18 protein-coding genes are annotated in these 17,960 nt (G+C 50.5%); 9 read left to right on the top strand and 9 right to left on the bottom strand.

Going from position 1 to position 17,960, the window contains the following annotated elements:
* Positions 1-218: 218 nt before the first annotated feature.
* Complete coding sequence (locus Q4E40_RS20025; protein WP_303414964.1) at positions 219-1,976, bottom strand: AMP-dependent synthetase/ligase; 1,758 nt, start codon at positions 1,974-1,976, stop codon at positions 219-221.
* A gap of 240 nt (positions 1,977-2,216) precedes the next feature.
* Here Q4E40_RS20025 and Q4E40_RS20020 point away from each other — a divergent pair, with 240 nt between their 5' ends.
* The 4 genes from Q4E40_RS20020 (at position 2,217) to murQ (ending at position 5,522) form a co-directional block, all read left to right on the top strand.
* Positions 2,217-3,368 (top strand): formimidoylglutamase, encoded by a 1,152-nt coding sequence (locus Q4E40_RS20020; protein ID WP_303414962.1) that lies wholly within the window; start codon positions 2,217-2,219, stop codon positions 3,366-3,368.
* Positions 3,369-3,476: 108 nt separating this feature from the next.
* Positions 3,477-3,734 (top strand): cytochrome b5 domain-containing protein, encoded by a 258-nt coding sequence (locus Q4E40_RS20015; RefSeq protein ID WP_303414960.1) that lies wholly within the window; start codon positions 3,477-3,479, stop codon positions 3,732-3,734.
* A gap of 61 nt (positions 3,735-3,795) precedes the next feature.
* On the top strand, positions 3,796-4,656 hold the full coding sequence (locus Q4E40_RS20010) for a hypothetical protein (protein ID WP_303414958.1): 861 nt from the start codon (positions 3,796-3,798) through the stop codon (positions 4,654-4,656).
* A 47-nt stretch (positions 4,657-4,703) separates the two neighbouring features.
* Positions 4,704-5,522: an N-acetylmuramic acid 6-phosphate etherase gene (gene murQ, locus Q4E40_RS20005; protein ID WP_303414956.1), complete on the top strand. Its 819-nt coding sequence runs from the start codon at positions 4,704-4,706 to the stop codon at positions 5,520-5,522.
* Between the two features lie 88 nt (positions 5,523-5,610).
* On the opposite strand, the gene Q4E40_RS20000 is transcribed toward murQ, so the two are convergent.
* A complete protein-coding gene (locus Q4E40_RS20000) occupies positions 5,611-6,693 on the bottom strand; it encodes a hypothetical protein (protein ID WP_303414955.1) in 1,083 nt (360 codons plus the stop codon).
* Between the two features lie 222 nt (positions 6,694-6,915).
* Between Q4E40_RS20000 and Q4E40_RS19995 the strand changes: the two genes are divergently transcribed.
* Positions 6,916-7,485 carry a hypothetical protein gene (locus Q4E40_RS19995; protein WP_303414953.1) on the top strand — a complete coding sequence of 190 codons (570 nt, stop codon included), beginning with the start codon at positions 6,916-6,918 and terminating at the stop codon, positions 7,483-7,485.
* Between the two features lie 77 nt (positions 7,486-7,562).
* On the opposite strand, the gene Q4E40_RS19990 is transcribed toward Q4E40_RS19995, so the two are convergent.
* The 4 genes from Q4E40_RS19990 to era all read right to left on the bottom strand — a co-directional run bounded on the left by Q4E40_RS19990 (position 7,563) and on the right by era (position 10,460).
* Positions 7,563-7,754, bottom strand: a complete 192-nt coding sequence (locus tag Q4E40_RS19990) for a hypothetical protein (RefSeq protein WP_303414951.1) — start codon at positions 7,752-7,754, stop codon at positions 7,563-7,565.
* A 186-nt stretch (positions 7,755-7,940) separates the two neighbouring features.
* Positions 7,941-8,123 (bottom strand): hypothetical protein, encoded by a 183-nt coding sequence (locus tag Q4E40_RS19985; protein WP_188503135.1) that lies wholly within the window; start codon positions 8,121-8,123, stop codon positions 7,941-7,943.
* A gap of 72 nt (positions 8,124-8,195) precedes the next feature.
* Positions 8,196-9,509, bottom strand: a complete 1,314-nt coding sequence (gene der, locus Q4E40_RS19980; RefSeq protein ID WP_303414949.1) for a ribosome biogenesis GTPase Der — start codon at positions 9,507-9,509, stop codon at positions 8,196-8,198.
* Positions 9,510-9,572: 63 nt separating this feature from the next.
* Positions 9,573-10,460, bottom strand: coding sequence for a GTPase Era (gene era / locus Q4E40_RS19975; RefSeq protein WP_303414947.1), 888 nt, complete (start codon positions 10,458-10,460; stop codon positions 9,573-9,575).
* 278 nt (positions 10,461-10,738) lie between these two features.
* Here era and hemH point away from each other — a divergent pair, with 278 nt between their 5' ends.
* Positions 10,739-11,770, top strand: coding sequence for a ferrochelatase (gene hemH, locus Q4E40_RS19970; RefSeq protein WP_303414945.1), 1,032 nt, complete (start codon positions 10,739-10,741; stop codon positions 11,768-11,770).
* 17 nt (positions 11,771-11,787) lie between these two features.
* Positions 11,788-12,207: a hypothetical protein gene (locus tag Q4E40_RS19965; protein WP_303414943.1), complete on the top strand. Its 420-nt coding sequence runs from the start codon at positions 11,788-11,790 to the stop codon at positions 12,205-12,207.
* Here Q4E40_RS19965 and Q4E40_RS19960 read toward each other — a convergent pair.
* From Q4E40_RS19960 to glmM, 3 genes are all read right to left on the bottom strand, one after another.
* Positions 12,180-12,761 (bottom strand): LOG family protein, encoded by a 582-nt coding sequence (locus Q4E40_RS19960; RefSeq protein ID WP_303414942.1) that lies wholly within the window; start codon positions 12,759-12,761, stop codon positions 12,180-12,182. The two genes, Q4E40_RS19965 and Q4E40_RS19960, sit on opposite strands and share 28 nt — an antisense overlap.
* 98 nt (positions 12,762-12,859) lie before the next feature.
* Positions 12,860-14,002, bottom strand: a complete 1,143-nt coding sequence (locus tag Q4E40_RS19955; protein WP_303414940.1) for a cysteine desulfurase family protein — start codon at positions 14,000-14,002, stop codon at positions 12,860-12,862.
* A 135-nt stretch (positions 14,003-14,137) separates the two neighbouring features.
* The gene (gene glmM / locus Q4E40_RS19950) at positions 14,138-15,529 is read right to left on the bottom strand and encodes a phosphoglucosamine mutase (protein ID WP_303414938.1); all 1,392 of its coding nucleotides are present in this window, start codon (positions 15,527-15,529) and stop codon (positions 14,138-14,140) included.
* Positions 15,530-15,698: 169 nt separating this feature from the next.
* On the opposite strand from glmM, the gene mazG reads away from it, so the two are divergent.
* Together mazG and Q4E40_RS19940 are read left to right on the top strand one after the other, a co-directional pair.
* Complete coding sequence (gene mazG / locus Q4E40_RS19945; RefSeq protein WP_303414937.1) at positions 15,699-16,511, top strand: nucleoside triphosphate pyrophosphohydrolase; 813 nt, start codon at positions 15,699-15,701, stop codon at positions 16,509-16,511.
* 560 nt (positions 16,512-17,071) lie between these two features.
* Positions 17,072-17,938 carry a MotA/TolQ/ExbB proton channel family protein gene (locus Q4E40_RS19940; RefSeq protein ID WP_303414936.1) on the top strand — a complete coding sequence of 289 codons (867 nt, stop codon included), beginning with the start codon at positions 17,072-17,074 and terminating at the stop codon, positions 17,936-17,938.
* The last annotated feature ends 22 nt before the right edge of the window (positions 17,939-17,960 follow it).

Here is a 17,960-nt window from a genome sequence, read left to right as displayed (position 1 = left end):
TTATACCAAATATATAAAATAATGTTATGCAAGCATACTATTTTAGGAAAAAAATTAATCCCCGTCCGTTTCCACAACCAAAAGCGGATTACATGCCATAGTACCTTTTCCTATTGTTTATGTATAATCAGCGTAATGGTTACAAACAAAAAACCCTTTCCGGTCGGGAAAGGGTTTTTTGTTTGTTGGCAGGCCTGGAGCCGTATCTTTAAGGCCAATTAATACATGCTGTCGATTTCTTTCTGATAGTTAGTCGTAATGTTCTTGCGCTTCACTTTCAGGGTTGGTGTCAGCTCGCCGCTTTCTACGGTCCACATATTCGGCACGAGTGTGAACTTCTTGATCGTTTCGTACTGCGCCAGCCCTTCGTTCGCCTTCTCTATCTCGCGCTTATACTTGTCCAGAATCTCTGGCTTTTTGATCATATCGGCATCGGAGGTATACGGAATACCCTTGTGCGCGCACCAATCCTGCAGTCCCATGAACGAAGGCACAATAAGCGCGGCGGCATACTTCTGTCCGGCTCCTACTACCATGGCCTGTTCAATCACTACAGACTCTTTCAGCTTGTTCTCGATCGGCTGCGGTGCCACATACTTGCCACCCGACGTCTTGAACATCTCTTTCTTGCGGTCGGTGATCTTGATGTACTTGCCGTCTACCAGCTCGCCAATGTCACCGGTATGGAACCAGCCTTCGGCGTCGATCACTTCAGCTGTCAGGTCAGGTTTCTTGTAATAGCCTTTCATCACATGCGGGCCGCGGGTCAGAATCTCGCCGTCTTCGGCAATTTTCACTTCCACGCCGTCAATCGGCAGACCCACGGTGCCAATCGCGTTGTTTTCCGGCTCAAAACGGTTCACAGATATTACCGGCGAGGTCTCCGTCAGGCCGTAGCCTTCCATCACGCGGATGTTGGCCGACCAGAACACACGCGCCAGGCGTGGCTGCAGCGCCGCGCCACCCGAAACGATCGCGATGATGTTGCCGCCCAGCGCCTCACGCCACTTGCTGAAGATCAGCTTGTTGGCCAGCTCCAGCTGCTTGTTGTACCACCAGCCTTTGTCTTCGCGGGTGTCGTACTCCAAACCAAGCTCCAGTGCCCAGAAGAACAACTTGCGTTTTACCCCCGTCAGCTCCATGCCTTTGGCCACGATCTTGTCGTACACCTTCTCGAGCAGGCGCGGCACGGTCGTGAACACGTGCGGCTGCACCTCTTTCAGGTTGTCGGCCACTTTTTCGATGCTCTCGGCATAGTAGATCGACACGCCGATACGCATGTATAAATAAAGCAGCATGCGCTCAAAAATATGGCAAAGCGGCAGGAAGCTCAGCGCGCGGTGGTGCTGGTTCACCGGCACGTAAGGCAGTGTGCCCGTCACGTTGCTGATGATGTTGTTATTCGTCAGCATCACCCCTTTCGGGTTGCCGGTAGTGCCAGAGGTATAGATAATGGTCAGGACATCGTCAGGAGCAACGGCCGCCTTCATCGGCTCGAGTATCGCCACGTCTTCGCCCTCGGCCATTTTCACAACTTCTTTCCAGTGTTTGGCACCGTGTATCTCATCGAAGGTATAGATCTCCTTGATGCTCTCCATCCCCTCGGTAGCGGCCACCACTTTGTTGTAGAGTTCGGCGTCAGACACAAATACCGCCTTCACCTCCGCATCATTGAAGATGTAACGGTAGTCCTCCACGGTAATAGTGGGGTACATGGGCACACTGATCGCGCCAATCTGCTGGATACCGAAGTCAGCGAACACCCACTCCGGGCGGTTCAGGGAGATGATGGCCACTTTGTCGCCTTTTCCTATACCTAGTCTCAGCAGACCCAGGCTCACCTTGTTGGCCATGTCCTGCACGTCCTGCGTGCTGTATTTAATCCACTGTCCGTTAACTTTTGTAGCAAGACAGTCGGTCTGGGGCAAATTTTGCAACTGATAAGGCAGCAGATCCAGGGTGCGGGTTACGTTCATGGTGGTGCTTAGGTTAGTGTCAGTCTTTTGTAGAGCAGTATACTTATGGCGCAACATTGGCCATGCCTGCGTTCTTTAGTGCATTTTAATTATTTTTTTCTGAAATTTCTATACCTGCCTCCACAAATATTTGTCAATCCTTATATTGATAGTACTTTTTACACTAAAAAGTTATACTTACCTAAAAGCCACTCGCAAAAGCTGCATTTTTGCTATATTTGACATTCCTGATACTGCTTTATGAATCTTTCCATTTTCTTCGAACCTCTGAACGAGGACATCTTTGCGCTGCTCGACAAGCCGCGCACGCTTGGTGCCTACATCGGCCGCTTTACAGGCAAGTTCCCGGACTGGCGCGCTGCCGATATTGCCCTGATCGGTGTGAATGAAACCCGTGGACGGGGAGAAGAAACTGTATCAGAGGTGTTTCCGGCCCGGGCGGTGCGCAAAAAACTGTACAGCCTGCACAAAGGAACCGGCCGCTGCAACATAGTGGACTTGGGCAACCTGCGCTCAGGTATAACACTCGACGACACTTACCTGCGCCTGAAAGAGATCGTGGAAATCCTCATCTCACACAACACCATCCCTGTGATCATTGGTGGTTCGCATGACCTGGAGTACGGCCAGTACATGGGTTACGAGCACCTGGAACGCGCCGTGAACATGGTCACCGTGGACAGCAGCGTGGATATGAGCGAAGACAATGACGTGCCCGCCAACAAAAAGCAACTGCACCAGATCCTGATGCACGAGCCCAACTACCTCTTTAGCCTGGGGCAGATCGGCTATCAATCGTACCTGGTGGACCCGGAGGTGATGGCTACCTTTGAGAAGCTCCATTTTGAGGCCTACCGTGTGGGCGAGGTGCACCGCAGCCTGCAGGAAATGGAGCCTGTCGTACGCCAGGCCGACCTGCTCTCCTTCGACATCTCCGCAATCCGCCATCAGGATGCTCCGGGCTATTCGCCTGCCAACCCCTTTGGGCTCACCGGCGAGGAGGCTTGCCAGCTGTGCTGGTATGCGGGCCTGAGCGACCAGATGAGTTCGCTGGGAATCTACGAATACGATCCGCAGCAGGACGAGCAGGAACTTACGGCCATGACGATCGCCACCATGGTCTGGTACTTCATAGAAGGCTTCTATCACCGCAAGAACGAAACAGAGTTCAGCTCTGGCAAGTTTACCAAATACGCCGTGGCCTTCAATGACGCCCCCGACCGCATGACCTTCTTTAAAAGCAAAGTGAGTGAAAAGTGGTGGATGGAGGTAGAGCCCTTATCGGACGAGAAGAGCCCGCGCATTGTGCCTTGCAGCTACGAAGATTACCTGCAGGCCATTAAAGGCGAAGTGCCCAACCGCTGGATCCTGACACAGGCCCGCATCGGCTAAACCTGGGGCGCCGAATAAAGAAACAAACCTGATTCTGTTCCGTTTGCCCCAATCAGTAGGGTAGTATTATTATATTTGCAATCCGGGCCCTGTAGGGCCTGCCATTGAATGGACGAAAATCTCCCGGAATACACCCTGCAACAACTCGCCCTGCGCAACGGCCAGGACCGGGACGATGTATGGGTTGCCTACAAAGGGCTGATCTACGACGTAAAAAAATCAAGGCTGTGGCGGAGCGGCAACCACTACGAACACTGGGCCGGACAAGATCTGACCGAGGAACTAAAGGACGCCCCGCACACCGAACATGTGTTTGACAAATTTGAGGTGATCGGACTAGTCAAAAACTCAGTATACCGAAAATAAAGCAGAGGGAGTTTGCCAGCATAGCGGGTAGGCTCCTGATCAACTATAATTTACCAATACTATGATTCTGATAGCTGACAGCGGCTCTACCAAAACAGACTGGCGCACCATTGATGCCGACAACGAGTACGAACAGGTAACCACCACTGGCATCAACCCCCAATACCTGGATACTGATAAGATCTACAGCATTTTTGAGACCGAGCTGCTGCCTCAGTTAAAAGAGCGAAACATCAGCGCCATTTACTACTACGGTGCCGGCTGCAGCTCCCCGGAGCGTAACAGACGCGTGGAAGACGCACTCAGCCGTGCCTTCCCGGGTGTGCCCAACTATGTGGACCACGACCTGCTGGCAGCTGCCCGCGCCCTGTGCGGTCACAAGCCGGGTATCGCCTGTATCCTGGGCACGGGCTCCAACTCCTGCCTCTACGACGGCAAAAACATCATCGACAACGTGACCTCGCTGGGCTTCCTGATGGGGGACGAAGGAAGCGGCGCCTATCTAGGCAAACTCCTGATCAAAGCCTACATGTACCGCGAGCTGCCTGACGAGTTGGCGACATCGCTAACAAACAGGTATAACCTGACCAAGAACGGCGTACTCGATGCAGTATACGGTTCTGACATACCGAGCCAGTACCTGGCGACTTTTGCCAAGTTCATGCACGAGAAGCGCAAGAATCCGGTAATCAAGGAAATGATTTACGAGAACTTTGAGGAATTCTTCGAGCGCCATGTCAGCAAGTACGAGGGCTTTGGCGAGCTTCCGGTAAACTTTGTGGGCTCCATCGCGTTTCATTTCGCGGACACGCTTAAGCTGGTGGCCAAAAAGTACGGCTGCCACATCGGGGTCATCATCTCCAGCCCGAGCGAAGGCCTGATCAAGTACCACCAGGAGCTGCTCAAAATGCAGAATGCCTAAGGGTACGCATGTTTATTTTCTGAATTCAAATTTGACCGATCAATACAGTGTCTACTACCGAATCCGATTCTCTTTACGATAGATTAGAGCAAATGCCTGTGCACGAGCTGCTCACCTGCATCAACCAGGAAGACAAAAGTGTGCCAATGGCCGTGGAGCGGGTAATCCCGCAAATAGAAACCCTGGTGAATGCCACGGTAGAGCGTCTCCGCAAGGGCGGCAGGCTCTTTTACATCGGAGCGGGCACGAGCGGCCGCCTGGGCATAGTAGATGCCTCCGAGTGCCCTCCTACCTTTGGGGTACCCCATGGCATGGTCATCGGCATTATAGCGGGCGGCGATGGTGCGATCCGGAAGGCAGTGGAGTTTGCGGAGGACGACACCAAACAGGCCTGGAAAGACCTGCAGGAGCACAACATCACTGACACAGACATGGTGGTAGGTATAGCCGCCTCTGGCACGACACCTTATGTGGTAGGAGGATTAGAAGCCTGCCGCCGTGCAGGTATAGCCACAGGCTGTGTCGTATGCAATGCCAACAGCCCCGTAGCCGCCGTAGCCGACTACCCGGTAGAAGTGGTTACCGGACCGGAGTTTCTGACTGGCAGTACGCGTATGAAAGCCGGCACCGCCCAAAAACTTGCGCTCAACATGCTTACCACGGCCACTATGATTCAACTCGGCCACGTGAGAGGCAACAAGATGGTAGACATGCAGCTCTCTAACACGAAGCTGGTAGAGCGCGGCACCCGCATGCTGATGGATGAGTTGCAGCTGGCAAAACCCGAGGCCGCCGCTCTGCTCAAAAAGTACGGCAGCGTACGCGCCGCCATCGACGCCTACCGCAATGGCAGCGGTCTTTCATAGGCAACCTATACCTGACAAAAGCAGATCGGCCTGCCAGCGTTTTCTTACGCTGGCAGGCCGATCTGCTTTATCGTATATCCGGAAAAGGCTAGTCCAGAATGGCCATGCTCTCTACGAGCACTTTTGCGGCTTCTTTGCTTGGCACTTTATAATTGATCACTGCCCAGTCGTAGCCTAGCTTGAAGCGATCATCTTTTACGGCATACCGCATTTTTTCCCGGTAGTCGGCTACAGGTTCCAGACCCAGTTCCTGGCGAAGTTCGTTCGCCTTGGCCTCTTCCTCCTCGCTCATGCGCTGCACCAGGTAGCGGCTCGACAGATCGCCGAATTCCTTATCATCTTTGCAGTCTTCCGGTTTGTTACAAATGACGCGGGCCAGCACTTTGGACCGATACACATTCTTCCCCTGCTGCTGGTCTATCAGGTAGGCGGCCGCGTGCGGGTCGAGTTTACCCTCCTGCACGGCCTGGGTAAGCACGGTTTTGAAATCAAAGCCGTTGCGGGCGGAAGTCTGCCGCTGAATCACAATGCTGAAGCGTGGCAATACCTCCAGCGTGTCGGGCATTCCAATCAGCTCCTCCCCCGGATACCCGTGCTTGCTGATCCAGGCCAGGAGTCTGTTCACGTTGTCAGCCTCTATTTTTCTGATCGTATCGGCATGCACGCGCAGCCCCCCTTTCGCCTGGCGGAAGAACTGATCCCGTGCCCAGAGCTCATCCAGGTCCGCTCGCAAGTCGATGTTCGTATTCTCCCGGAAGGCTTTGCGGCGCTTCGGGTACTTTTTAACGAACTTCTTCCAGCCTTTATCAGTCCTTAGCGGTTCGAGTGCCTCCTGCTGTTCCAGGTATTCCAGCGACACTCCTTTTGCTACAAGCTTCTCCAGGTAATCTATACCTTGTTTCTCGTGACCGGTGAGGCCGGCGCAGACGGCAGCGTTGTAGTAGTCGCGGGCAAACCCCTGGGGCACGGCTGCAAAAGCCTGTTGGTATACCTGCAGCGCGCCTTCGTAGTCTTTTGCCATCACCAGCCGTTCGGCTTTGTTGATGTGCGGGTGGTAGTCTTTGGTATAATCTGCCTTGGCCATTGCCTGGGTACTAAAACAAAGCATGGCCAACAGGAAGAGTATAGCGACCGCGGACTTAAAAAAATTGGAGCTGAATGTGAACTGCATAGAAGATGGGTGGTGTTTTCAGTTGGAACGTGCCATGTTATAACGTACGCAAGACAGCCTTAGCATATCTGGTTGCCATTTTGTACCTGCTTATACCTGCATCAGCACACAGGAGTTGACTAATCAGGCGATTTCTTCCTTAAATATAGCCAACTTTGTCCATAATCTTTAAGTAGACTGACAAATGCCAGCCCCTGACACAGGCGCAGAATAGATTGACTTATGCATGACATTGAACCCTTTTACAACTGGCTGGAGCTATACTCAGCTACCGAAGACCCACGCTCTCCGCTGTATGGCGCCGAGAACAGCCTGCTGCAGTACACCCATACCATCTATGGCTACTACATACACCCGCAGTGGGACGACATCGACTCCGAAACGCTGTTTCTGAAGATCCTATATGCCGACTACGACCTGGGGTTTGCCGTGATCGAATTTATGGGGGAGTGGAACGATGCGCTCCACAACGACATCATGAAGCTCAAACGCAACATCATCGATCCGCTGGTGCAGGAAGGCATCAAGCACTTTATCCTGATCGGCGAGAATGTGTTCAACTTCCACGGCTCCGAAGACGACTATTACGAGGAGTGGTTCGAGGATGTAGAGGAAGGCTGGATCGCAGCTATCAGCTTCCGGGATTTCGTGCTCAGCGAAATGCGCAGCTACAACATCGACTCCTACATCAACTCCGGAGGCACGCTGGATGATTTGCATTGGCGCACCTATACCCCTAAGCGGCTCTTTGGGCTGGTAAACAGCATGATTCAGAAACGGCTGGGTGCGTAACCGGTTTAAGTCAGTTGAAAACAAAAGAGCGGACTCGTCATGAGCCCGCTCTTTTGTTTGGTATAAGTAGTCTTAGACTACTGAACTACAGTCGTGTCGCCATCTTCAATACGATCAGCTTCACGCTCACCGGCTTCTTCTACTTGATCCGCTTGCTCTTCAGCAGCGTCTTCTACCTGGTCAGCTCTCTCGTCAGCTGGAGAGTCGCATGATGCGAATGTGAAAGCGAAAAGACCAGCAGCTAGGAAAAGGTAAATTGACTTTTTCATGTTTATAAGTTTAATGTGATGGTGGAAAATGGTTGGTTATCGCAACAGGCACCACCCTGCACCGAAGCTTGCATGCCAATACGCAGCCTGCACATATTAGTTCAGGTATATATATAAAAAAAGCACTCCGAGGAGTGCTTTTTTCTTTTGCCAGGCCTTACGGCCAAGTAGTACTGGTACTTGTGACTACTGAACAGCAGTTGTGTCTTCTTCGATAGTAGCAGTAGTGTCTGCCTCTACTTCAGTCTCCACTTCAACTGTCTCTACAGTTTCAGTAGTTTCAACTTCAGTTGCAGTTTCTTCTGCGTTGTTGCATGAAGCAAAAGTGAAAAGACCTGCAACGAATAGTAAACCGAATACTTTTTTCATAATGTTTTGTGATTGGTTAAGGATGAAGCTTCAAATATAACTCTATATCTGAATATATTGATACAGAAGCTTTTATTTTTTCTTAAACAACACTTTGATCGGCACCCCTTCGAAGCCAAAATGCTTCCGGATGCTGTTTTCCAGGTAGCGCGTATACGGCTCCTTTACGTACTGCGGCAGGTTGCAGAAGAACGCAAACGTTGGGTTGTGCGTCGGCAACTGCGTCACGTACTTGATCTTAATGAACTTGCCTTTTACGGATGGTGGCGGATAGCGCTCAATCTCCGGCAGTATCTTGTCGTTCAGCTTTGAAGTAGAGATTTTACGCGTTTTCTGATCGTATACCTCCATGGCCGTCTCAACGGCCTTGTGCACACGCTGCTTGGTCACGACCGATGTGAAAATGATCGGTACATACTTGATCGGCGCAATCGCTTCGAGTATCTTCTCTTCGAACTCCTTGGTGCTGTGCGTATCCTTCTCAACCATGTCCCACTTGTTCACCAGGATCACGATGCCCTTGCGGTTTTTCTCCGCCAGCGAGATAATGTTCACGTCCTGCGACTCTATACCCCTGGTGGCGTCCAGCATCACGATACACACATCGGCATCCTCCAGGGCGCGTACAGAGCGCATCACCGAGTAGAATTCAATGTCTTCGCTCACTTTGCTCTTGCGGCGCAGACCGGCCGTATCCACAATGATGAACTCTTTGCCGAAGGCATTGTAGCGCGAATCGATGGCATCGCGGGTGGTACCGGCAATGTCGGTTACGATGTTACGCTCCACGCCCAGCAGCATGTTCACAAATGAGGACTTGCCCACGTTCGGGCGGCCCAGCACGGCAAGTCTGGGTATACCTGCATCCGGATCTTCTGTACCCTCTGTTTTGAAGTGTTTCACCACCTCGTCCAGCAACTCACCTGTACCGGAGCCGCTCTGCGACGATACCGGGAAGATGTCTATACCTAAGCCCAACGCATAAAACTCGCCCATCTGGTGGGAGCGTGCATTGGTGTCGGCTTTGTTGGCCACTACATAGATAGGCTTGTCGGTGCGGCGCAGTACGTTGGCGAACTCCTCGTCCAGGCTGGTTACGCCTGCCTCCACGTCCACCATGAACAGGATCACATCGGCCTCTTTGATAGCCAGTTCCACCTGTTTGTTGATCTCGCCTTCAAAAATATCGTCGGAGCCGTGCACGTAGCCACCTGTGTCAATCACGGTGTAATACTTGCCGATCCAGTCGCCGTGTCCGTAGCTGCGGTCGCGGGTTACGCCGCTCTCGTTGTCCATGATGGCCTGGCGGCGCCCTACAAGGCGGTTAAAAAGTGTAGACTTGCCCACGTTCGGGCGGCCTACGATTGCAATGATGTTGGTTGACATCTAATAAAAATAAAATAGTTAAAGTGCCCCCGGAGCACCTTGCCCCGAAGCTTTAATAGTGCGCTACTCGCTGTAGCCGAATCGGCGTAGCAGCTTCTGGTCGGTTCGCCAGTTCTCGTTCACGCGCACGTATAAATCAAGAAATATCTTTTTCTGGAAAAACTGCTCCATATCCACACGGGCCTGTGTGCCCACTTTTTTCAGCGCCTCGCCTTTGTGGCCGATCACAATGCCCTTCTGGCTCTTGCGCTCCACACTGATCTCGGCACGGATGCGGATGATGTCCTCTTCCTCCTTGAACTCCTCTATCACCACTTCGCAGCTGTAGGGAATTTCCTTTTTGTAGTTGAGTAAAATCTTCTCGCGGATGATCTCAGACACAAAGAAACGCTCGGGCTTGTCAGTCAGTTCATCTTTCGGATAAAAAGCCGGGTGCTCGGGCAACAGCGCCAGCAAACGGTTGAACAGCTGCTCGACCCCGAAATTGTGCAAAGCCGAAATCGGATGGATCTCGGTCGGGTTCATCTTCTCCTGCCAGTAGGCTATCTTCTCGTTTACTTCCTCCTCCGTGGCCTGGTCAATTTTGTTGATGAGCAGCAGAATGGGCACCTCAGCGTGCTGCAGGCGCTTGATCACATCGTCCTCGTCGTGCTTTTCGTAGATGTCCGTCACAAACAAAATGATGTCGGCGTCCTCCAGCGAGGTGCGCACAAAACTCATCATCGACTCGTGCAAAGCATACTGGGGCTTGATGATGCCGGGCGTGTCAGAGTACACGATTTGGAAATCATCGCCGTTCAGGATACCCATGATGCGATGGCGGGTGGTTTGCGCTTTGGACGTGATAATAGACAGCTTCTCCCCCACCAGGGCGTTCATAAGCGTGGACTTACCCACATTGGGCTTACCCACTATACTCACAAAACCGGCTTTGTGCGGATTTTCGGACATACACTAAAATTTAAGGATGCAAAATTACTCCTTTTTTTACGGTTTACGTCACCTGTGCGTAAAGATTTTGGAATGAGATAACATGAAAATGAGCGGATTAGGATTTTGCAGTTAAATCCAGTGCTGGTCTGCCAAACATTTTTGTGCCAGCTGAACTTATACTTTGCAAAAGGAAATGGTAGCGTTGGTGATAAAGATCATCATTATCCTTCTGCTTTACTTATACCCCAACATGGTAATACTTTGTATCTTTGCAGGCGATAAATCATTATAGTTGAATGAGTAAGAAGGCGACAAGTAAGATAGGCGTTTTGTTGGTGAACCTGGGTACCCCTGATTCACCTGAAACACCTGACGTAAGAAAATACCTGCGTGAGTTCCTGCTGGACCCCCGCGTAATCGATATGAACCCCGTTGGGCGCTACGCCCTTGTGAATGGCGTGATCGCTCCTTTCAGAGCGCCTAAATCTGCCAAGGTATACAAGCAGCTCTGGACCGAGCGCGGCTCCCCGCTCCTTTTCCACGGACTGGACCTCCAGAAAAAACTACAGGAAGCACTCGGCACCGGCTACCACGTGGCTTTTGGTATGCGTTACCAGAGTCCGAGCATTGCCAGTGCCCTGGAAGAGCTTCGCGATAAGAGCGTGGATCGGATCATTGTGCTTCCGCTGTTCCCGCAATATGCGGCAGCCTCAACAGGCTCTGTGCAGGAAAAGGTGATGGAGATTGTCAGAGAATGGTGGGTTATACCTAGCATCAACTTCATCTCCTCCTTCTGCGACGACCCGGGCTTCATCAACGCTTTTGCGGAACTGGGCAAGCAACACATGGCAAAGGACGACTATGATCATGTCATCTTCAGCTACCACGGCCTGCCGGAACGCCAGGTGCTCAAAGGCAGCGACAAAGGCTACTGCCAGCTGGGTGCCTGCTGCAATAGCTACAACAAGCGCAACAAGTACTGCTACCGCGCCTCCTGCTTTGTCACCTCCAGAATGCTGGCCGAGAAGCTGGGCCTCCGTGAAGACCAGTACACGGTCACGTTCCAGTCCAGACTTTTAAAAGATCCCTGGTTGCAGCCTTACACCGACGAGGTGCTGAAGACACTGCCCGGGAAAGGCATCAAAAAGGTACTGGCGTACAGCCCGGCTTTTGTTGCGGACTGCCTGGAGACCACTATTGAGGTAGGCGAAGAATTCAAGGAGATGTTTGAGCACGCAGGCGGGGAGAAATGGCAACTTGTAGAAAGCCTGAACTCTAACCCGATGTGGGTAGAGGCCGTGAAGAATTTGATATTGGAGATCAAGTAGGGGGCGGAGTTTTTAAGTTGTCTCTACAGCTATGGAACCCCGCCAAGTATAACCCGGAGGCGCCGCTGCAAGATCTTGCAGCGGCGCTTCTGGTTTATACCTCCGTTCAGCTAATATTTCCGGCCAATGAAGGATATCCTGATTTTACCCACGCTTCCAACTTTGCTATACCTGTGACCAACTCGAAGAGGTCACGCGTCCATGTTGTCAGGCTACCACCTTTAAGTTCGGGTGCGGCTCCGATAGTAGTTGCTGCAGGTATACCACCGACTTGCGTAGCCGAAAGAGCAGAAGGCTGGAATCCGATCATGCCCGAACTGCAATTACTTACCCGACTTGGTCACGACCTATACCTGCAAGCAGGCCTAAACCGTCACACCGCAACTGCTCAACAGGGAGCAATCAACAATCAGATCCTCTTAAAATCGACCCAATAATCGGAAGAGGTGTCTGCGTAGGCTCTGATCTTCTGGAGCAGTACCTCCGGATCACTTTCTACAATCAGGTTCTCGCGCTGATCAAACTTCACGAAGCCTTCACTTACCGTATGGTCGATCATCTCGAAGAACTTGTCCCAGTAACCGTTGATGTTGTAAAAGGCTACAGGCTTTTTGATGATGCCTAACTGGTTCCAGGTAATGATCTCACAAATTTCGTCGAAGGTGCCAAAACCGCCAGGCATGGCAATGAAAGCATCGGATCGGGCCGCCATGATGGCTTTTCGCTCGTGCATGGTTTCAACGACAATCAGTTCCTGCAAACTCCTGTGCGCTACTTCCCTGTCCACCAGGCTCTGTGGAATAACACCTATCCCTATACCTCCTCCGGCTATTATAGCATCAGCAATCACACCCATCAAGCCCACATTGCCTCCACCGTATACCAGCTTAATGTGTTGCTCAGCCATCAGCTTACCAAGCTGTGCTGCAGCATCACTATACACCGCATTTATACCTGTGTTGGCTCCACAAAAAACGCCTATACTTCTCATTGATTACTTCTTATTCCGTTTCGGTTATTGATTGATAAAGAAAGGCTCCAGCATTCCTGCTGAAGCCTTTTTATATTCTTACTAAAGCGCGCCTATACCTAGGCCAGCTCTTTTTTATACATTTTGGCTAGTGTTTCGGCTACGTAGTCGATCTCGGCCTCTGTGTTATACTTGCTGAAAGAGAAGCGAACAGAACCCCGAAGCGGATCTACGCCCAATGCACGCAGCACATGCGAACCCGCATTGGCGCCGCTGCTGCAGGCACTTCCGCCCGAAGCCGAAATCTTGGCAATGTCAAGACTGAAAAGCAACATCTCGTTGATGTCAGAGGCCGGCAGGCTTACGTTGAGCACCGTGTAAAGGCTCTTGTCACCAAACTCCGACATACCATTGAAGCTCACATCTTCCATCTGCTCCCGCAGTTTGTAGATCATGCGGTCCTTCAGGCCCTGCATGTGCTTCTGGTGCTCAGCCATTTCGCGGTAAGCGATCTCCAGCGCTTTGGCCAGCCCGATGATGCCATACACGTTCTCGGTTCCGCCACGCATATTACGCTCCTGCGCACCACCCTGAATCAGGGGCTGAATCTTGGTCTCCGCATCGCAGTACAGGAATCCCACACCCTTTGGTCCATGGAACTTGTGCGCTGACCCTACCAGGAAATTAGCACCGATCTGCTGCACATCGTGCTTATAATGCCCCATGGTCTGCACCGTATCAGAATGGAAAATGGCGTTATACTTTCTGCATATCTCCCCGATCTTCTCAATATCGTTGAGTGTGCCGATCTCATTGTTGGCGTGCATGATCGAGACGATCGTGCGCGGTTGGTTCGCCAACAGCTCCTCCAGGTGCTCCAGGTCCAGGTTGCCGCGCTCGTCGTGGCGCAGGTAGCTCAGTTGCACATCGCCTTGCTTTTCCAGCATTTCCATGGTGTGCAGCACGGCATGGTGCTCCAGTTTGGTAGTGATCGCATGTTTTATACCCAGCGAACGGCAGGTACAGACAATAGCGGCGTTGTCCGCCTCCGTGCCACCGGAGGTAAAAAACACCTCGGCAGGCGACGTGTTTAGCAGCGTAGCTACCGTGCGACGGGCTTTTTCAATGGCAGACCTCACCTCGCGCCCATGGGAATGGATGGAAGAAGGGTTGCCGAAATGCTCCAGCATAAAAGGGGCCATGGCATCAAAAACCTCTCTGTCAAGAGGAGTGGTAGCTGCATTATCTAAATAAACACGCATGATATTTTGTATTGGATTCTCTTAAACGAACTACTAAAGTATAAAAAAAAGTTGCGCCACTAGAGAAAAAGCTTGGTTTCTCCTTTGGCGCAACCTCCGATTGCTAGTTAATTAATATGCTACAGCAACAACACATTATGCTTTGGCAGAGATGATCTCTTTGATGTCAGCAATAATTTTGTTGGCCAAGTGGTCGGCAGTAGCGTTGCTCTCCGACTCTGCATAAATGCGGATGATCGGCTCTGTGTTGGATTTGCGCAGGTGCACCCACTCCCTGTCAAACTCGATCTTCACACCGTCAATGGTATTGATCGGCTGCTTGGCGTAACGCTCCTGCATTTGGCGCAGCACTTCGTCTACGTCCACATCCGGCGTCAGCTCAATCTTATTTTTAGAGATATGGTAATTCGGGTAGCTGGCACGCAGGCGCGTCATGCTTATACCTGATTTGGCCAGGTGCGTCAAAAACAGCGCTATACCTACCAGGGCATCGCGGCCATAATGCAGTTCAGGGTAGATGATACCCCCATTGCCTTCTCCTCCGATGATGGCGTTCTCAGCCTTCATCATGTTCACCACGTTCACCTCGCCCACAGCAGCAGCATAATACTGCCCACCAGCTTTCTCAGTCACGTCGCGCAGCGCCCTGGTAGAGGAAAGGTTAGAAACCGTGTTGCCCACCTGGTTTTTGAGCACATAGTCGGCTACGGCCACCAGGGTATACTCCTCGCCGAACATGCTGCCGTCTTCATTGACCAGGGCCAGTCTGTCCACATCCGGGTCTACTACTATACCTAAGTCAAACTTGCCTTTCTCGATCACGCGCGCGATCTCGCGCAGGTTCTCAGGTAGCGGCTCCGGGTTGTGCGGGAAATTCCCGTCCGGCTCGCAGAACAGCTTTTCAACTTTATGTACGCCCAGTGCCTCGAGCAGCATCGGGATGGCTATACCTCCGGAAGAGTTAACACAGTCGATTGCTACGCTGAAGTCTTTCTCTTTAATGGCATTTACGTCGACCAGCGGCAAAGCCAGAATCATATCAATGTGCTTTTGCAGTGCTTCGTCGTCGTGCTGGTAGGTACCCAGGTCGTTCACCTGTGCAAACTCAAACGCTTCCTTATCTGCCAGTTCCAGCACCAGTTTGCCTTCAGCATCAGAAATGAATTCACCTTTGTGATTGAGCAACTTGAGGGCATTCCACTGCTTTGGGTTGTGGCTTGCCGTCAGGATAATACCGCCGCCAGCTTTGTAGTCGGGCACCGCCATCTCTACTGTAGGCGTTGTTGACAGCCCCAGATCGACCACGTTTATACCTAACCCTTGCAGGGTGGCGCAAACCAGCTTGTTCACCATGTCACCAGAAAGGCGGGCATCGCGCCCCACTATAATGGTGTTGTTGCCAGTAGTCTGCAATACCCAGGTACCGTAAGCGGCGGCAAACTTCACCACATCCACAGGAGTAAGTGCCTCACCAGCCTGTCCTCCAATCGTACCTCTGATTCCTGAAATTGATTTTATTAAAGCCACTGCGAGAATATTTTTTTCACCTGCAAAAGTAATAATTTAGAATTAAGGTTTAGCAGTTTATGGAATTTAGCTGCTTCGTGCATCTAATAATTAAATGGCATCGCTGCGTAGATGCGGTATCGATTTGCAGTACAACATCGCCACTGATGATTTTATTACCTTTGCGTTTATGAATAACACGCAAAAATTTGAAGACAGTCCGCGCGGGCGCCAGCTACAGGCTTTTGACCGCTTGCTGGACGTGATGGATGAGCTACGCGAGAAATGCCCCTGGGACAGAAAGCAGACGATCGAGAGCCTGCGCCATCTGACCATTGAAGAAACCTACGAACTGTCCGACGCCATTATTCGACAGGATATGCAGGAGATCAAGAAGGAAATTGGCGATATCATGCTGCACATGGTGTTCTATGCCAAGATCGCTTCCGAGCAAAAAACTTTTGATATAGCTGATGTTCTTAACGCACTCTGCGAAAAGCTTATTTTCAGACATCCGCATATTTATGGCGATGTCACCGCCACCACCGAAGAGGAGGTAAAGCAGAATTGGGAGCGTCTGAAACTGAAAGAAGGCAACAAGTCTGTGCTTGGCGGCGTACCAACCTCACTCCCGGCTTTGGTGAAAGCCATGCGTATACAGGAGAAAGCCCGTGGGGCAGGCTTTGATTGGGATGACAAATCGGAGGTATGGGAGAAGGTACAGGAAGAGCTGCATGAGTTTGAATCGGAGTTCAACACGCTGGAGGTGCAGTCAATTGACCACCAGAAAGCTACCGGAGAGTTTGGAGACTTACTTTTTTCACTCATCAATTTTGCCCGTTTTATTGACATAAACCCAGAAGAAGCACTCGAAAAGACCAACCTGAAATTTATTGACCGGTTTCAGTATATGGAGCAAGAGGCATCTAAAGATGGTAAACGACTACAGGACTTATCCTTAAAAGAAATGGATATTTACTGGAATCGGGCAAAAAACAGATAGGCATGCATACATATTTAGCAAACATGCTTTATATTTATGATTCAATCTGCTCCCAGGCCCGTTTCAAACAAACTTATTTGACTTTATTTATTTGTTACCAACTAGTTTGAATACGTTCTTCTTATCACAATATTCCCCGGTCTGATTTATTGCCATTACAGGAATCACCCTATTGCCTGCGTTAATACCGTATATAAACCAAGGTACACGGCTGTTAAATTGGACATTAAACACTTGACCAGCAAGCGATAAAGAGAACCTGAACTAGTGCTGTGCGGATACACGAAGTTTAAACTTTGGATAAGAATTATAAATAAAATATATTTGTAAAGCCGCAGTATTTGCCTTGAGTAAAAGTATTAAGAAATTTATTTTGGGCTGACTTTACAGTACTATGGCTAGTTTTTTCGAAATTAAAAGCCCTAGATCGTTTGAAAATTGCGGAAAAAGCAGAAATTGCAAAACCAATGAAGAACTAAATCCGAAACAATTACCTTTTCATATTACACAATCATTTTTAATTACAACACAAACAGCTAAACTTTAAACTTTTAAACAAAATGGAAAAAAAGACTGCAGTAGTGAGCAAAGATGCTAATGTAGAAAAAAAGCCGAGCCCGATTGGTGGCGTATTTGCGAGTATTGTTATTCCGCTTGCGCTGGTAGCATGTGTGCTTATCTATATGTTCGTTTTTGGCAATCCTGCCAACTTCGAAGGCAACGACCCGAATAACCACCCGCTTCCGGGCAACTATCTTGGCATTGTTTACAAAGGTGGCTGGGTAGTGCCTCTGTTGCTAACTCTTAACCTGTTGGTATTTATTTTCGCTATTGAGCGTGCCCTTACAATCAGCAAGGCAAAAGGCACAAAAAGTGTTGCTCAATTCGTACGTACCATCTCTACTAAATTAAAGCAGCGTGATATCAACGGCGCTATTGCTGCCTGCGATGTTCAGAAAGGATCAGTTGCCAACGTGGTAAAGGCTGGTTTGCTGAAGTACAAGGAAATGCAGAACGAGCCTGAACTGCTGAAAGCAGAGAAAGTTGCCGCTATCCAGAAAGAAATCGAAGAGTCTACTTCACTGGAACTTCCAATGCTGGAGAAAAACCTGGTGATTATCTCGACTATCGCTTCAATCTCTACACTGGTAGGTCTGATCGGTACGGTACTTGGTATGATCAAGGCCTTCTCGGCTCTTGCAACTTCAGGTGCTCCTGACTCAGTAGCCCTTGCAAACGGTATCTCTGAGGCCCTTATCAACACAGCACTGGGTATTACTGGTTCTACTATCGCGATCATCGCGTACAACTACTTTACAAGCAAAATCGACGAGCTTACTTACGGCATCGACGAAGCAGGTTTCAGCATGGTGTCTACTTTCACAGCAGAGCACGAAACACCAGCTACAAGACCACACACTGTATAAGTTAAACCGTATTTAACCAGAT

The sequence above is a fragment of the Pontibacter coccineus genome (genome assembly GCF_030546575.1).
In the GTDB taxonomy this organism is placed as follows: Bacteria; Bacteroidota; Bacteroidia; order Cytophagales; family Hymenobacteraceae; genus Pontibacter; species Pontibacter coccineus.
The sequence above is the reverse complement of the archived record's forward strand: the minus strand, read 5'-3'. Positions and strand labels throughout refer to the sequence as shown.

What these genes read in the sequence shown, in the direction of transcription:
- Q4E40_RS20025 (WP_303414964.1), bottom strand. Translation starts at nt 1,976, where the DNA reads ATGAACGTAACCCGCACCCTGGATCTGCTGCCTTATCAGTTGCAAAAT.
- Q4E40_RS19955 (WP_303414940.1), bottom strand. Translation starts at nt 14,002, where the DNA reads ATGCGTGTTTATTTAGATAATGCAGCTACCACTCCTCTTGACAGAGAG.
- Q4E40_RS20010 (WP_303414958.1), top strand. Translation starts at nt 3,796, where the DNA reads ATGATTCTGATAGCTGACAGCGGCTCTACCAAAACAGACTGGCGCACC.
- Q4E40_RS20020 (WP_303414962.1), top strand. Translation starts at nt 2,217, where the DNA reads ATGAATCTTTCCATTTTCTTCGAACCTCTGAACGAGGACATCTTTGCG.
- Q4E40_RS19985 (WP_188503135.1), bottom strand. Translation starts at nt 8,123, where the DNA reads ATGAAAAAAGTATTCGGTTTACTATTCGTTGCAGGTCTTTTCACTTTT.
- Q4E40_RS19960 (WP_303414942.1), bottom strand. Translation starts at nt 12,761, where the DNA reads ATGAGAAGTATAGGCGTTTTTTGTGGAGCCAACACAGGTATAAATGCG.
- era (WP_303414947.1), bottom strand. Translation starts at nt 10,460, where the DNA reads ATGTCCGAAAATCCGCACAAAGCCGGTTTTGTGAGTATAGTGGGTAAG.
- mazG (WP_303414937.1), top strand. Translation starts at nt 15,699, where the DNA reads ATGAATAACACGCAAAAATTTGAAGACAGTCCGCGCGGGCGCCAGCTA.
- Q4E40_RS20015 (WP_303414960.1), top strand. Translation starts at nt 3,477, where the DNA reads ATGGACGAAAATCTCCCGGAATACACCCTGCAACAACTCGCCCTGCGC.
- Q4E40_RS19990 (WP_303414951.1), bottom strand. Translation starts at nt 7,754, where the DNA reads ATGAAAAAGTCAATTTACCTTTTCCTAGCTGCTGGTCTTTTCGCTTTC.
- hemH (WP_303414945.1), top strand. Translation starts at nt 10,739, where the DNA reads ATGAGTAAGAAGGCGACAAGTAAGATAGGCGTTTTGTTGGTGAACCTG.
- Q4E40_RS19940 (WP_303414936.1), top strand. Translation starts at nt 17,072, where the DNA reads ATGGAAAAAAAGACTGCAGTAGTGAGCAAAGATGCTAATGTAGAAAAA.
- Q4E40_RS19995 (WP_303414953.1), top strand. Translation starts at nt 6,916, where the DNA reads ATGCATGACATTGAACCCTTTTACAACTGGCTGGAGCTATACTCAGCT.
- Q4E40_RS20000 (WP_303414955.1), bottom strand. Translation starts at nt 6,693, where the DNA reads ATGCAGTTCACATTCAGCTCCAATTTTTTTAAGTCCGCGGTCGCTATA.
- der (WP_303414949.1), bottom strand. Translation starts at nt 9,509, where the DNA reads ATGTCAACCAACATCATTGCAATCGTAGGCCGCCCGAACGTGGGCAAG.